The sequence below is a fragment of the Paraburkholderia sp. RL17-380-BIE-A genome, from assembly GCF_046028085.1.
Classification (GTDB): Bacteria; Pseudomonadota; Gammaproteobacteria; order Burkholderiales; family Burkholderiaceae; genus Paraburkholderia.
Map to the genome: position 1 here is coordinate 22947 of NZ_JARESQ010000033.1, position 13844 is coordinate 36790.

A 13844-nucleotide genomic window follows, 5' to 3' on the forward strand; every position below is an offset into this window, starting at 1 on the left:
AGACCCACCATGCTGAAGACGCTGAAACTTCCTGCCGGCGGTGAAATCGGCATCGTGGCGCTGATCGTCGCGATCATTTCGCTGATGATCCTGCCCCTGCCGCCGACGCTGATCGACATTCTGCTCGGCGTGAATATCACGATCAGCGTGACCTTGCTGATGGTGACCATGTATGTGCCGGACGTGGTGTCGCTCTCGGCATTTCCTTCGCTGCTGCTGTTCACCACGCTGTACCGGCTGTCGCTGAACATCGCGTCGACCAAGTCGATTCTGTTGCATGCGGAGGCCGGCCATATCATCGAGAGCTTCGGCGAACTGGTGGTGGGCGGCAATCTGGTGGTCGGGCTGGTGGTGTTCGTCATCATCACCACGGTGCAATTCATCGTGATCGCGAAGGGTTCGGAGCGGGTCGCCGAAGTCGGCGCGCGCTTCACGCTCGACGCGCTGCCGGGCAAGCAGATGAGTATCGACGCCGACCTGCGCGCCAATCTGCTGACCGCGGAAGAAGCGCGCCGCAAACGCGCGACGCTCGCCGTCGAAAGCCAGTTGCACGGCGGCATGGACGGGGCGATGAAGTTCGTCAAAGGCGATGCGATCGCCGGATTGATCATCACGATGATCAATATCGTCGCGGGGATCGCGGTAGGTGTGGCCTATCACAACATGAGCGCGGGCGAAGCGGCGAATCGCTTTTCGATTCTCTCGGTCGGGGATGCAATGGTGTCGCAGATTCCGTCGCTGTTGTTGTCGGTGGCGGCCGGCGTGATGATCACGCGCGTCGCGGATGAACGGCAGCTCAAGCCCGGCTCGCTCGGCGACGAGATCGGCCGCCAGCTCGGTTCCAGTTCGCGCGCGCTGTATTTCGCCGCCGTACTGCTGCTGGGCTTTGCCGCGGTGCCCGGCTTTCCCGCCGCGCTCTTCCTGCTGCTCGCGGGCACACTCGCCTTTACCGCATGGCGTCTGAACGCAAAGAAGCCGCAGCAGCAGAACCACGAACGCGAATCGCTGCACGCCATGCAACGCTCGGGTTCGAAGATCGACGTGCCCGCGATTCTCGCGCGCGCACCGCAGTTCACCTGCCCGCTCGGCGTTCGCATCGCGCCGGACCTGGTCGCCCGGCTGACCATGCCGGCACTCGACAAGTCGTTCGAAACCGAACGCGCGCGCTTGCAGGAAGAACTCGGCCTGCCGTTTCCAGGCATTACCATGTGGACCTATGCCGCGCTGCCGCCCTCCACCTGCCAGATCCTCGTGCACGATGTGCCGCAACTCACGCTCGAACTCCCCGCCGGCAAAGTGATGTTGCCCGAAGCCAGCCTGCTCGCGCATTCGGCCGCACCAGTCACGCTCACGAGCGAAGAAAGCCGGGCCATGGACGCGCTCATCGCTCAAAGCGAACCGGGACCGCCGCTCGACACGAGCGGCACGCCGACGCGCTGGCTCGAAGAGCGCGCGGTGCCGCCCAAAACACCGGTATGGCGTGCGGAACAGGCTCTCGCGCATGCGTCGGTGGCGCTGATGCGGCGCCACGCGCCGCTCTTTCTCGGCATTCAGGAAGTGCAGTGGATTCTCGATCAGCTGGCGGGCGACTATCCGGGCCTCGTTGCCGAAGTGCAGAAGGTGCTGCCGCCGCAACGGATCGCCGACGTGCTGCGCCGCCTGCTCGAAGAGCAGATCTCGATCCGCAATGTCCGCACGATCATGGAGAGTCTGATCGCGTGGGGACCGAAAGAGAAGGACATGCTGATGCTCACAGAATACGTGCGCGGCGATCTCTCGCGCTTTCTCGCGCATCGTGCCGCGAGCGGCGCGCGAACCTTGTCGGCGGTGCTGTTCGACATGCCGGTGGAGCAGCATATCCGTCAGTCGATCAAGCAGACGCCGACCGGCAATTTCCTCGCCTTGCCGCCCGACGAAGCCACCTTGCTGATCGACAAGATCCAGTCCTTCGTGGGCGCCGCGCCGCGCGAAGGGGTGGCGCTGGTGACGTCGATGGATATTCGCCGTTACGTGCGGCGCATGATCGAGGCGCGGCTCGGCTGGCTCGCGGTGTATTCGTATCAGGAACTCGGCGAGCACGTCGAATTGCGGCCGCTCGGCCGCGTGTCGATCTGAGGCCGTCGCAATGACGCATATCGTTTCGCGCCACGTGCGCGTGATTCCCGGCGAGGCGGACAGTGAGACGCCCGATGAAACCGACGCATCCATGGGATCGCGTCGGCTGGGTGGACGGGGTTTCGACTATGCGTCGCTGCTCGGACGGCGGCGTGCATTGCAGCGGCTCACCGGCAATGCGAATACCGATGCGCATGCAGGCTCGCAAGGCGGTGACGACGACGCCCTGGAAGTCGGCGCGCAGGCGACTGCGCCGCCCGCACCGCGCCCGTTCGCGCACAGCGGCGGCGATGCGGGCGCGGACGCTTCCGCGAACGTCGCCTGCGGCGCTCACGCGGATTCTTCAGGCGCGGCTGGCATGCCCTCGCCCGAGCGTCTGGCGATCGGCGCGCGCGTCACCGATGCCGCGGCGCCGGTCGTGACCGCCGTCTACCGGCAGCAGCAGCGCTTCGTGCAACTGCTCGGCTCGCTTGCGCGGGAGATCGGCGCGTTCTGCGGCGATCCTTCGATTGCCGAAGCCGGCAACTGGGAAGTGCAGCTGCCGCTCGATCGGACACTGCTGCCGCAGACCACGCTGTATCTGACGCTTTCGCGTTTCAGTCTGCAGCTTCGGTTCGACACGCCGGATACGGCGACGAGGCAACTACTCTTGGAACACAGCGCACTGCTCGAACGAGAACTCGACACGTTGCTGCGCGCGTGGGGTGAAGCCCGCGAAATCGAACTCACGGTCTGGTGACAGATTCCCTACGCATGGCCTATCCGCTCGACGAGCCGACAACCGAAGACGAAACCGCGACCGATCCGCATGCCGCGCGTGCGCGGCGAGCGGACATGGCACGTATTGCGGGTGACGTGGGGGTTACCGGAGCGCCGGTTGCATCGGTTGCATCGGTTGCATCGGTTGCATCGGTTGCATCGGTCGCTTTTGTAGCGCCGGTCGCTTCGATCGCACCGATCGCACCAATCGCATCTGTCGCGCCAATCGCGCCGCTGCGTTTGCCTGCGGTCACGCCCGCCGCCGCTCGCGTGACACGCACGCTCTGCGATGCGCGCGTCGCCGGATATCTACATGCGGCGCTCGGCGTCACTGAATGGCAAGCGGCCTTGGTCGATACACACAGCGTCGATGCGGCTTATGCGGACCCCGGCGTCATCGAACTGACGTTCGCGCCTCAGAACGCCATATCCGCCGTCGCCGTGCGCGTGGCCCTCGACCTGCACGCCTGTCCGGCGCTCGCCATCGCCGCGTGGCCGGACAGCGACGCACTTGCAGAGAAGCCGCCCACCGACGTCGCGTTGCGCCACGCGGTTGCCGGCGTCGTGCTGGAACCGCTGTTCGAGCGATTGATCCGCGCGGGCTTCAGGGATCCACGCGTCATAGCGGTTCGCCGTGGCCACCTGAGCGACGCGATTTCGACGCGCAGGCCAACGGGCGAGGCTTCAGACGTTTCGCCTGTCGTGGCGCTTTCGTTCGCACTCGATGAACGCCGCCATCGGATCGCGCTCAGCGCCGATCCCGCGTGCTACGACCTGCTCGACCGCCTATTGCGTACCGAACCCACTGCTTTGGCGCCATCAGCCGAGGCGCCCGCCGCGGATGTTCCGGGCGCGTCATCCACATCGGTCGAAACCTCCGCATCCTTCGCTCAGGCAACCCGAACCGCCTTCGACCTCGCCGTCCCCGGCTGCCTGATTCTCGGGCTCAAGCGCTTGCCCGTCGACACGCTGAACGCGCTGGAACCGGGCGACGTGCTGCTGCGCGCCACCTTCCCTTCGCTCGATGCAACGCTGCTCGATGCCTCGAACGACTTATCTGCTTCCCATGCGCGGCCACGTGCCGTCGCCGCGTGGGGAACCCCTGGGCTCACCCGTTTGTGTGCCGCTGTGGAAATCGACGGGCCGTCGCTCGTCATCGTCAAGGAGCCGAACATGTCAGAAGAGCTGGACCCGGCGAGCGCCGACGCCGGGCTCGCCATCGACGACCCCGCCGATCCCATTCGGATCGGCGAACTCGAGCTGCCGGTGCAGTTCGAGATCGACACGGTGGCGCTACCGCTCGCCCAATTGTCGACACTCGGCCCCGGCTATGTGCTCGAGCTGCCGGTGCCCGTGGCGGACGCCCAGTTGCGGCTCGTCGCGCACGGACAGACCATCGGCTATGGCGAGCTGGTAACGGTCGGCGAGCATCTCGGTATCCGCATCATTCGCATGGCGCACAGGCATGGTCCAATTCAGTGATATCACCGGGCTGCTGCTGGTCGTCGTCGCGATCAGCCTGCTGCCCTTCGTTGCCATGGTCGTCACGTCTTACGCGAAGATCGTCGTGGTGCTGGGGCTGCTGCGCAATGCGCTCGGCGTGCAGCAAGTGCCGCCGAACATGGTGCTCAACGGCATTGCGATCCTGGTCTCCATCTACGTGATGGCACCGATAGGCATGCTCGCCGAAAAATCGCTCGAAGGCCAGCAGCTCGCGGCGCAACCTTCGCAGGCGCTGATCCAGGCGTTCGGCGCGGCACGCGAGCCGTTCCGCGCGTTCCTCGTCAAGCACACGAACGAGCGCGAAAAACGCTTTTTCCTGCGCTCCGCTTCCGTGGTGTGGCCGAAGGACGAAGCCGCGCAGATCAAGGAAGACGATCTGATCGTGCTCGCGCCCGCCTTCACGCTGACGGAAATGACCGACGCGTTCAAGATCGGCTTTCTGCTGTACATCGCGTTTATCGTCATCGATCTGATCATCGCCAACGTGCTGCTCGCGATGGGCCTCAATCAGGTCACGCCGACCAACGTCGCGATTCCGTTCAAGCTGCTGTTGTTCGTCGTGATGGACGGCTGGTCGACGCTGATCCACGGTCTCGTGATGTCCTACAGGTAGCGCGGTTCCCGAAGTCACGCATCAGGACAATCAGCCGGAAAACACGCAGGAAAACTCATATGGAAATCGATTCGCTGATCCGGTTCACCACCGAGGGCATGCTGCTGTGCCTGACCGTTTCGCTGCCGGCGGTGATCGTCGCGGCGGTGGTCGGGCTAGGCGTGTCGTTCCTGCAGGCGATCACGTCGATGCAGGACCAGACGCTGTCGCACGCGGTCAAGCTGATCGCGGTGACGGTGGCGATCGTGGTCGCCGCGCCGCTGTCGTGCGCGGCGATCCTGCACTTCGCCAACGAAATGATGCAGGCGGCCGTGCCGCTGTAAAGCGGCGCACTGCCTGAGCCACCCGCGAGGCGATCGACATGAGCCGCATCTCTCATCAAGGCAGCGAGACGGCCGCGGCCCAGGCGCAGCACGTCGCCCAGGCGCAGCAGAAAGCCGCCAACGCGCAAGGTGCGCGCAACGGTGCGCAGTTCGCGGCGCTCTATCGCGGCACCACCAATTTCACTTATGGCAGCGACGCCCAGCGTGGTCCGTCGGTGAGCTCGGTCCGCGCAAAGAGAATGGCGGATCAGCTGGCGCGCAAGCGGCGCGCCGCGAAGAAGCAGCGCGGCAACAGCGCCGCGCTCGACGACGACGGCCCGGACGACGCCGAAGCGCATCATGCCGAGGGCCAGAAGGTCAACCGCGACGGCGGCGGGCGTGGCGGCGGCGGAAATCATTCACAAGGCGATCACGGCGACGAGCATGATGCCGGCGCGGCGCCCGCGATCAAGGCGCGCGGCGACCGCGGCGCAGTGCCGCCTCCGCCGCCCGGCCGGCTCGACGCGATCGCTGCGCAGTACGCGCAGCCGGGCCAGGAAATCGCGCGCGCCGCGGCGGTGCGCGACGCATGGCGCACCGATATGTTGAACCTGCGCGAGCAGTTGGCCGGCAATCCACAGATACCGCTAGACGCATGCGTGCTGGAACAGGCGATCGACCTGCTTGGCGTGCAGCAGAAAATCGGCAGCATTGCGGCGTCACAACCGGGGGCCGGGTGCGGTGTGGCCGCGTTGCGTGAGCGCGCCGGCGGCCCGGTATCCGGGGGTGCTCGCCAGAGTGTTACCCAACTGCCGGCGCCGGAACGGGTGCAGCGTTTCAACCTGCTGTTTCCGTTGTTATGGCTGCACGCCGACAAACCGTCCAATGCGCCGCAACTCGCCCGCTCGATCGACACGTTGTGCGCGCTGCGGGGTGGCGCGCTCGGCCGGTCGGCGGGGCCGGGGGCGGCGCAAACGCCTGGAACCTCCGCGGGTGCGCTCGATTCCGGCACGGCGCAGCCGGCCGCGGCAACAAGCGGCCATGCGGCAGCGCCCGGCGCGGCGCAGCCGTATTCGACCTCGACCTCGACCTCGACCTCGACCTCGACCTCGCCATCGTCACCACCCGGCGCGCGCCGCGCCTTTCCCGGCGGCAGCCGTTAGGCGGTTTGCCGCGCGGCTTCGCATCCCATGCGGCGCCTTCGCATCCGCTGCGGGACATGCCATGACGGGCAGCTACATTAAGGTCGATCGGGCCGCTCGCGCCGTGCGCCGCGCGCGCCCCGGCGGTCCACCCACCCACCTTGTGCGAGCACGATGAAACTGCTGCGGATACTGACGGGCGTTCACGCGGGAGCGCATTTGCAGCTCACGCCGGGCACGCACCGTGTCGGCGCCGACGACGACGCCGACATCCGCCTCACCGACTGGCGGGGCGCGGATGCGCTGCTGCACGTCGACGCGAGCGGCGTGGTCAGCGCGCAACGCGTGGCCTTGGCGCAGGCGCCGGGCACGGCGGACGCGCAGCCGGCCGGCGCCGAAGAAGTGGTGCTGCTGGTGGACTTCGTACCGATGCAATTCGACGACATGATCCTGTGCGTCGGGGCGGACGATGCCGTGTGGCCGTCCGATCTCGATCTGCTGTCGATGCTGCTGACCCGCCCCGCCGAAGCGCGCTTCGCGGCGGAGCGCAAAAAACGCCGCCGTTACGTGGGCGCCGTGGTGGCGTGCTTCGTGCTCGGCATCGTGATCATCGCCGGTTCGCTGCTGACCACCACGCAGATGAGCCGCGCCGCCCTGCCGCGCAATGCCGACGACCGCGCGCAGCGCGTCAGCGAGGCATTGGCCGCGGCCCATGTGAGCGGTTTGCAGGCGCACGCGGTCGGCAGCACCGTGGTGGTGACCGGCATGGTCACGAGCCCCGCGGACGACGACGCCGTACGCAACCTGCTCGCGCGCATTTCGACGACGGGCATCTCGCGCAATTACGACGTCGCGCAGAACGACGCGCGCAGCATCGAGGATTCGCTCGGCGTTGCCGGCGCTCACGTTCGCTATCTCGGCGACGGCAACTTCGCGGTGACCGGCGCCGTCAGCAGCCGCGCCGATCTCGACGCCGCGCTGGCGCGCGTGCGTGCGGATCTCGACGCAAACGTGAAGAACGTGGTGGTCGAGGCCGCCGAGAACGCTAACGTCGCCGCGGGCAATACGACCCCAGCGTCGTACTCCGAAATGATTTCCTCCGACGACGTCCGGTACGCGCAGACGCCGGACGGCGTCAAGCATATCTACGCGGTCGATCCGCCGGCATCGGAAAGCGATGCGGCGAACGCGGCTTCGGCTACGGGGGGCGCAAGCGGCCCGGCGCTTGCCAATAGCAATGGCAACGGCAATACAGACCCGAACGGCAACCCGCAAGCCGCGCATGCGGCGGCCGCGGCGACCCCACCGCATCGAATCAGCCCGGCCAACCCCTCGGTCGTCGACAACGACACCGTCGCCCGCAGCGCGGCCGGCGTCGTGCCGCTACCCGACCCCGCCACGCTGCCACCTGCGCAGCCGCGCGGTCCGTCCAGCTGATTCAACATCCGCATACCGCCCCGTTCAACCTGGAGATCGACATGTACGAGCAACTCGAAGCCCACGCCAGCGAATTCAACGACTTGCAGAAGACGCTCGCCGATCCGGACGGCGCGCCGAAGGTGGAAGCGATCCGTCAGGCGCTCGACGCAACCGCGCAGCGCATCAGCGAAACCCAGGGCGCAACGGACCTCGATCGCAACAATCTGGCGAAGCTGTATCGCGGCTTTCTCGCTGCGTCGCGCGTGATCGTGCGGCTGCAGGAAAAACAGGCCGGCGCGCACGCCTGATCAGGCGACGCGACCGCACACCGCGAGCCTCGTGCGCATCCACGCACCGGGCCCCGCGGGCAACGCGCTTGCCGCGGCGGCCTGCTCTCACGAGCAGCCGGCGCGGCGGCAGGTCTCGATATAGGCCACTCACTCTCTACCCATAGTCACTGGAGGTTTTTATGTCAGTAGGAAGCGCAGGCGGAATGATGGCTGGTCTCACGCAGGAAATGGACCAGATGACGATGATGTCCGCCCAGATGCAAGTCGAGCAAAGCATGTATGCATCGGTGGCGAACGTCGCGAAGAGCGGCGCGAACAACGTCAAGGATGCTTCGCGCGGCAGCTAGGCATCGCGGATGCGGGCCGCTCGCCGTCGGCGGCGGTCCGCACACGGCCGGTCCCGCTTCGCGCGGGGTACGGCCGTGCTATTTGCAACGTCCCCGGCATTCGCCGCAGGCGGCACGCGGCTCACGTCCGCGGCGCGCCGGACCCCGCGCGCATCGCCCAGTCAAGGTACGAGGATGAGCAGCGAGCGTTACACCAGTCTGATCATGGACCTGTGCGCGACCGTCGGTCTCGGCGACGCGGAGCATGTGCTGCGCACACGGTCGATCGAGGTCGAAGGCTTCGACGTGCGGCTCGACTATTTCGAGCGCGACCTCGACGCGATGTATGCGAATTTTCATTTCGGCACGGTGACGGCCGGGCGTACGCTCGTCATCTTCCGGCTCATGCTCGAAGCCAACCTGCTGATCTACGCGCAGGACCAGGCGCAATTGGGACTGGATACGGACACAGGCGGCGTGGTGCTGGTCCTGCGCTTGCCGTTCGCCGACGGTCTGAACGGCGAAGGGCTCGCCGATCTGCTCGCCCACTACGCGGAGCATGGCCGCTACTGGCGGCAGAACATCGTCGAATCGAGCGACGAGATGTTTGAAGGCATCGCTTCCGGGGAGTTTTTCTGGCTGCGGGCCTAAGCCCGCTTTAGCCCTTCGACGCCTCTTCGATATTGCGCGCGCCCTGCTTCAACAGCTCCGCGATCTGGTTGACCGCCGCCTGCTCCAGTTGCATCACGCCGCCCAGCACGTTCAACCCTGCCGAGGCCAGACCGGTGGTGTTGGTCGCCACATTCGCCGCGCCCTGCGCCAGCCCGCCCTGCGCCAACGCGCCAAAGCGGCCGGGGCTGCCCGGCCCGACGCCCGGCATCGCGCCGACACCTTGCTGAGGCACCGCAGGCCGGGTCGCCGCTGAAGAGCTGTTCGCCGCGAAAGAAGCGCCCTTGCGCTTGCCGCTTGCCGCGCCGCTGCCGTTCGCGGCCAACTGGCTGAGACTCGCATCCGCCTGCTGACTGGCATGCGCCTGCCCATCGACAGGTGGGCGGCCGCCGCTGTCAGGCGACGACTGGGTGCCAACATTGGAGAGCGGCAGCGTGCTGCTCGAGCGTGAAATCGACGGGGAATCCGGCATGGTGCGAGGCTCCTGATAGCAATGCGCGCTGCAGTGACGAAGCGCGGGACGGGACGTCGAACAGGCATTCTGTTCGACCTTACAGCCGGCGTACGACACTCGCGGCCACAGTGCGAACCGGTGTGTACCGAAGCGAAGCCGGAGACAGCTTCGCCCCCCCTTACGCCGGTTCGCGGCCCGTCGTGCGCAAGTCACACGCCGGCCGCACACTGCGCGGGTTCGTCGCTCATTCGGAGTCCGACTCATGCGCTTCATCCCGCTCGACAGCATGGAAACGCCTTATCTGCGGCTACGCCCGCTCACCCTCGCCGATGCCCCCGCCATGTTCGACCAGATGCTCGGCGACGCCGGCACGATGCGCGACCTGCCGGTGCTGCGCCATACCGGCGTGGCGCAGACCGTCGAATTTGTCGACGAGGCGCTACGCGGCTGGGAGGACGGCAGCCTGATCCGCTACGCGCTCGAATGCAAGGAAACCGGTCGGCTGACCGCGCTGATCGAATTGAAGCCGACGCTGCCGCGCGTGGAGATCGGTGTGATCATCAGCCGGCATGGCGGCGCCCGACGCCGCCGGGCAGGCATACTCGCGTTGCAGGAACTGATCGACTGGCTGATCGAACAACCCGGCGTGTACCGCGTCTTCGCGTGCTGCGCCGTGGATGGCGCCGCGCATAGCTCGATGGAGCGCCTCGGTTTCGTTCAGGAAGCGATATTGACCAATCACGAGCCGCGGCCGAACCGCGGCCTCGCCGCCGCTCACAGCTATCTTTACGCCTTGACGCGCCCCGCAGCGGTGCCGCCGGAGCCACCCAGCGAAGGCGTCGCGTGGCTGCGCAACACGATGCAGTGGGATCTCGCGGACGCCTGACGGAGTCGATCCGCGCCGACGTGCAGCCCGAGCCGGAATGAAGAAGTGTCCGCTACACAAGCAATTGTTCACTTCCCGAGCGATAATACAAAGGTCTGACGAATACCGCACCGCGGTCTTTCGTTATGCGTGCCTCGCGAGTACCCCTCGCCGGTGGACCGAAACACAACTACGCCGGAGACCCATCATGTCGCTACCGCGACTCACCGGTCAGGTGATCGCCTTTTCGCGATTCTGGCTCGCGCGCGAAGTGGGCCTGCTGATTTCGGACGGCGCCGTCATCGAACTCGGCGCGCGCCCGTTCGCGATGCTCGCTGCCCTGCTCGAGGCGCGCGGCCGCGTGGTGTCGACCGCCGAGTTGCGCGAAATCGTCTGGCCGGGCAGCAATGTCGACGCGAACACGGTGCAGGCGCAAATCTCCGCGATCCGCCGCGCGCTCGACGACGACCGCGATCTGATCGTGACCGTGGCCGGCCGCGGTTACCGCTTTGCGGGTGAAATCCGCGTACTCGAAACGCCCGACGCCGGACTCGACCTTCCGGTGGCGAATGCCGGCAGCATTGCCGCGTCGCTCGCCACCGCGTTCGCGGCGACCGCCGCGGCCAGCCCGCCGATCTCGGCGGAACTCACGTTCGGTTCGCAGCACGTGGCGTCCTATAGCGCGACGTGGCGTGGCGCCAGTTCTGCCTCCGCGCGTCCCGGCTATGCCAAAGCCGCTACCTCCGCGCGGCTCACGCCGGTCACCGCCGCATCGAGCCTGGCCGCCGCGGCCGCACCGCCGGCTTCCGCATTTCCGGCGTTGCTGCCGACCAGCGCCGTCACGTCGCTGCGCTCGCAGATCATCGACCCGTCGCCGTTTATCGGCCGTCATGCCGAGTTGTCCGAATTGCTCGCACTGGTGCCCACGCGCCGCATCGTCACGCTGACCGGGGCGTCCGGCGTCGGCAAAACGCGCCTCGCGATCGAAGCGGCGAGCCGCCTCGCGCCACATTTTCCGGACGGTGATTTTTGTGCGGCGCTTGCCTCGCTCGCACAGCCCGACCGCATTGCGAACGCGATCGGTGCGGCCGTCGGCCTGGAGCCGGATAGCGAGTTGTCGATGCCGGCCAACCTGGCCGCACAGATCGGTGAACGCCGCATGCTCCTGATCGTCGATCACTGCGACCATCTGAGCGAAGCGGCGGCCGAGCTCATCGATACTCTGGTGGCAAACACAGGCGGCTTGCATGTGATCGCCACCTGCGAGTCGCCGCTTTTCATCGGCGGCGAAACGGCCGTGCCGGTGGCCGCGTTGCGCGCGCCGCCCGAGCAGATCGACGGCACGCCCGCCACGCTCGACTACGACGCGCTGCGTTTGCTCTTCACGCGGCTCGCGCACTGTCTGAAGCCGGCCGCTTTGCATGCACCGCTGCCCGAAGCGGACAGCATCGCGCCGGCCACCTTGGCGGCGGCCGCGCTGATTTGCCGGCGGGTCGATGGCGTGCCGTTCGCGCTCGAACTCGCTGCGGCGACGATCGCCGGACAGGTGCGCGCAGGCGTGCCGCCGGAAGACGCGATCATGGCGTTCGCGCGCGAACTCGATACGGTGATGACGCATCGCAGCGGCGGCCGCCGCATCGTGCTGCCGCGCGCAGCGATCGTTCACGTCATGCTCGACCTGTCGTATGCCGCGCTCGACGCCCCGACCCGCACCATGCTGCGCCGGCTCGGTATTTTCGCCACCGCGTTCTCGCACGACGCCGCCTGCGAAATGCTCGGCGCGTTCGGCAGCGACTACGGCTTCGGGCCTCCCGAGCCGCGCCTGCTGGAACGTCAGCTTCACACACTGATGGATGCGGGTCTCGTGAATACGGTCGACTGCGACGGTGCCTTGCGGCTGCGCCTGCCGCCCGCCGTGCGCCGCTTCGCGCTCGACGCTCTCGAGCGGAACCGCGAAAGCGCCGAGGCCGATCTGCACCACGCGCAGTTCGTCGCCCGTGACATGGCGCGCCGCTTCGGCGCGGGTGTCGCGGTGGCCAGCGCGCATAGCCGCCACGATATCGACGCGCTGCGCGCGGCGCTCGAATGGGCCGTCTCGGTCGACAAGGTGGAACTGTGCATCGAGTTGCTCGACAACACGGCGCCGATGTGGGGCGCGCTCGCGCTCGTCGACGAATATATCGGCTGGGTGCGCGCGGTGCTGGCGCGCGTGGACAGTGTGTCGATGCGCCGTATCCGCGATGAGATGCGCCTGCGCGCCGTGCTCGCGCGCGCGCTGATGCTCAAGCGCAGCGCGTCGAACGAGATCGTCGAGAGTTGGCAGCGCACCTACGAGCTCGCCAATATCTGCGCCGACACGCCGTACCGCCTGCGTGCGCTGTTCTGCCTCGTGATGTGCGCGCTCGACGCCGGCGAAGTCGAACATTGCCGGCGCCTCTCCGGCGAATTCAGCGAAATTGCGCCGGTGACACACAGCCAGGCGGTGAGCATCAACGCGCAGCGCATCGAAGGCATCGTCAAGGCATATGCGGGTGAGTTCGATACCGCGATCCGTCTGCTCGCGCCGATTGTCGGGCTCAACGACGAAGCCGCCGCCGAGATCGACGAAGACGTCAGCCGCGAGGCCAATGCGGTGGCCACCAGTTATGGGCTGTCGCTGCATCTCGTGGCGCGGGCGATTCACGCCGTCGCGCTGTGGCTGGTCGGTCAACCGCATATGGCAGCGCCCCTGCGCGTCACGATCCGCGATCCCGCCGACGAGAGCGAACCGCTCGCGGGCTGCATCGCGCTCGCGCTCGCCTGCGCGCTTGCCGCACTCGACGACGACATTGCGCTCACCGAGTCCTGCGCGGCGGCGCTGGTGACGCGAGCGCGAGCAGCCGGCGTCAAACGCTGGCTGCGTCTCGGCCTCGACTTTCAACTTTGGCTCGACGCCCGGCGCGGCGATCAGGACGCCTCGCGGCGGCTGATTACCGGCGCGATGAAGCGGATTGCGCGCGAACGCATCTATGTGCCCGACATCGCCTTTATCGCCACACTGCTGCCGCGCATCGCGCTGCAAGACGAACCTGAATTGGCGGCATCCCTCGGCGCGACGCTCGGTGAAGCGGTCAGCCGCAGCGAGCGCACCGGCGAGCTCTGGTACGTGCCGGAACTGCTGCGTCTGATTGCGATGGTGCGTCTGCGCGGCGGCGAAAATCCACGGGTGGTCAGGCCGCTGCTCGAAGACGCGCTGCGGCGCGCCCGGCACCACGGCGCACGACGGCTCGAACTGCGCATCACCGTCGATCTCGAAGCGCTCGATGCATCCGCGTCCGAGGGGCTGCTTCGCGCAAGATGACTTCGCTTCGCACCCTGCCTGGGGGTGTCACATGCGCTTCGTACCGT

Annotated in this window: 13 protein-coding genes; 12 read left to right on the forward strand and 1 reads right to left on the reverse strand. The window is 67.1% G+C overall.

Annotation, left to right across the window (positions count from 1 at the left end):
• The first annotated feature begins 9 nt into the window (after positions 1-9).
• From sctV to P0D68_RS34775, 10 genes are all read left to right on the forward strand, one after another.
• Positions 10-2115 (forward strand): type III secretion system export apparatus subunit SctV, encoded by a 2106-nt coding sequence (sctV, locus tag P0D68_RS34730; RefSeq protein ID WP_408300467.1) that lies wholly within the window; start codon positions 10-12, stop codon positions 2113-2115.
• Positions 2116-2125: 10 nt separating this feature from the next.
• Positions 2126-2854 carry a type III secretion system protein SctP gene (sctP, locus tag P0D68_RS34735; protein ID WP_408300465.1) on the forward strand — a complete coding sequence of 243 codons (729 nt, stop codon included), beginning with the start codon at positions 2126-2128 and terminating at the stop codon, positions 2852-2854.
• Between the two features lie 260 nt (positions 2855-3114).
• Complete coding sequence (gene sctQ, locus P0D68_RS34740; RefSeq protein WP_408300463.1) at positions 3115-4356, forward strand: type III secretion system cytoplasmic ring protein SctQ; 1242 nt, start codon at positions 3115-3117, stop codon at positions 4354-4356.
• Positions 4340-4990, forward strand: coding sequence for a type III secretion system export apparatus subunit SctR (gene sctR / locus P0D68_RS34745; protein ID WP_091792698.1), 651 nt, complete (start codon positions 4340-4342; stop codon positions 4988-4990). Before sctQ ends, sctR begins: the two co-directional genes overlap by 17 nt.
• 59 nt (positions 4991-5049) lie before the next feature.
• The gene (sctS, locus tag P0D68_RS34750; protein WP_091792697.1) at positions 5050-5313 is read left to right on the forward strand and encodes a type III secretion system export apparatus subunit SctS; all 264 of its coding nucleotides are present in this window, start codon (positions 5050-5052) and stop codon (positions 5311-5313) included.
• Positions 5314-5351: 38 nt separating this feature from the next.
• A complete protein-coding gene (locus P0D68_RS34755; RefSeq protein ID WP_408300460.1) occupies positions 5352-6455 on the forward strand; it encodes a hypothetical protein in 1104 nt (367 codons plus the stop codon).
• Between the two features lie 153 nt (positions 6456-6608).
• On the forward strand, positions 6609-7871 hold the full coding sequence (locus P0D68_RS34760) for a type III secretion protein (RefSeq protein WP_408300458.1): 1263 nt from the start codon (positions 6609-6611) through the stop codon (positions 7869-7871).
• Positions 7872-7912: 41 nt separating this feature from the next.
• Positions 7913-8161 carry a type III secretion protein gene (locus tag P0D68_RS34765; protein ID WP_408300456.1) on the forward strand — a complete coding sequence of 83 codons (249 nt, stop codon included), beginning with the start codon at positions 7913-7915 and terminating at the stop codon, positions 8159-8161.
• A gap of 161 nt (positions 8162-8322) precedes the next feature.
• Positions 8323-8490, forward strand: a complete 168-nt coding sequence (locus tag P0D68_RS34770; protein ID WP_177204927.1) for a hypothetical protein — start codon at positions 8323-8325, stop codon at positions 8488-8490.
• A 174-nt stretch (positions 8491-8664) separates the two neighbouring features.
• Positions 8665-9120 carry a CesT family type III secretion system chaperone gene (locus P0D68_RS34775; RefSeq protein ID WP_091792693.1) on the forward strand — a complete coding sequence of 152 codons (456 nt, stop codon included), beginning with the start codon at positions 8665-8667 and terminating at the stop codon, positions 9118-9120.
• A gap of 7 nt (positions 9121-9127) precedes the next feature.
• Here the strand turns inward: P0D68_RS34775 and P0D68_RS34780 are convergent, their stop codons facing one another.
• On the reverse strand, positions 9128-9610 hold the full coding sequence (locus tag P0D68_RS34780) for a hypothetical protein (RefSeq protein WP_408300454.1): 483 nt from the start codon (positions 9608-9610) through the stop codon (positions 9128-9130).
• 244 nt (positions 9611-9854) lie between these two features.
• On the opposite strand from P0D68_RS34780, the gene P0D68_RS34785 reads away from it, so the two are divergent.
• Positions 9855-10478, forward strand: coding sequence for a GNAT family N-acetyltransferase (locus tag P0D68_RS34785; RefSeq protein WP_408300452.1), 624 nt, complete (start codon positions 9855-9857; stop codon positions 10476-10478).
• Between the two features lie 37 nt (positions 10479-10515).
• Positions 10516-13797, forward strand: a complete 3282-nt coding sequence (locus tag P0D68_RS34790; protein WP_408468822.1) for an ATP-binding protein — start codon at positions 10516-10518, stop codon at positions 13795-13797.
• Positions 13798-13844: the final 47 nt, after the last annotated feature.

What these genes read in the sequence shown, in the direction of transcription:
- P0D68_RS34765 (WP_408300456.1), top strand. Translation starts at nt 7,913, where the DNA reads ATGTACGAGCAACTCGAAGCCCACGCCAGCGAATTCAACGACTTGCAG.
- P0D68_RS34760 (WP_408300458.1), top strand. Translation starts at nt 6,609, where the DNA reads ATGAAACTGCTGCGGATACTGACGGGCGTTCACGCGGGAGCGCATTTG.
- sctV (WP_408300467.1), top strand. Translation starts at nt 10, where the DNA reads ATGCTGAAGACGCTGAAACTTCCTGCCGGCGGTGAAATCGGCATCGTG.
- sctR (WP_091792698.1), top strand. Translation starts at nt 4,340, where the DNA reads ATGGTCCAATTCAGTGATATCACCGGGCTGCTGCTGGTCGTCGTCGCG.
- sctS (WP_091792697.1), top strand. Translation starts at nt 5,050, where the DNA reads ATGGAAATCGATTCGCTGATCCGGTTCACCACCGAGGGCATGCTGCTG.
- P0D68_RS34755 (WP_408300460.1), top strand. Translation starts at nt 5,352, where the DNA reads ATGAGCCGCATCTCTCATCAAGGCAGCGAGACGGCCGCGGCCCAGGCG.
- P0D68_RS34775 (WP_091792693.1), top strand. Translation starts at nt 8,665, where the DNA reads ATGAGCAGCGAGCGTTACACCAGTCTGATCATGGACCTGTGCGCGACC.
- sctP (WP_408300465.1), top strand. Translation starts at nt 2,126, where the DNA reads ATGACGCATATCGTTTCGCGCCACGTGCGCGTGATTCCCGGCGAGGCG.
- P0D68_RS34790 (WP_408468822.1), top strand. Translation starts at nt 10,516, where the DNA reads ATGAAGAAGTGTCCGCTACACAAGCAATTGTTCACTTCCCGAGCGATA.
- P0D68_RS34785 (WP_408300452.1), top strand. Translation starts at nt 9,855, where the DNA reads ATGCGCTTCATCCCGCTCGACAGCATGGAAACGCCTTATCTGCGGCTA.
- P0D68_RS34780 (WP_408300454.1), bottom strand. Translation starts at nt 9,610, where the DNA reads ATGCCGGATTCCCCGTCGATTTCACGCTCGAGCAGCACGCTGCCGCTC.
- P0D68_RS34770 (WP_177204927.1), top strand. Translation starts at nt 8,323, where the DNA reads ATGTCAGTAGGAAGCGCAGGCGGAATGATGGCTGGTCTCACGCAGGAA.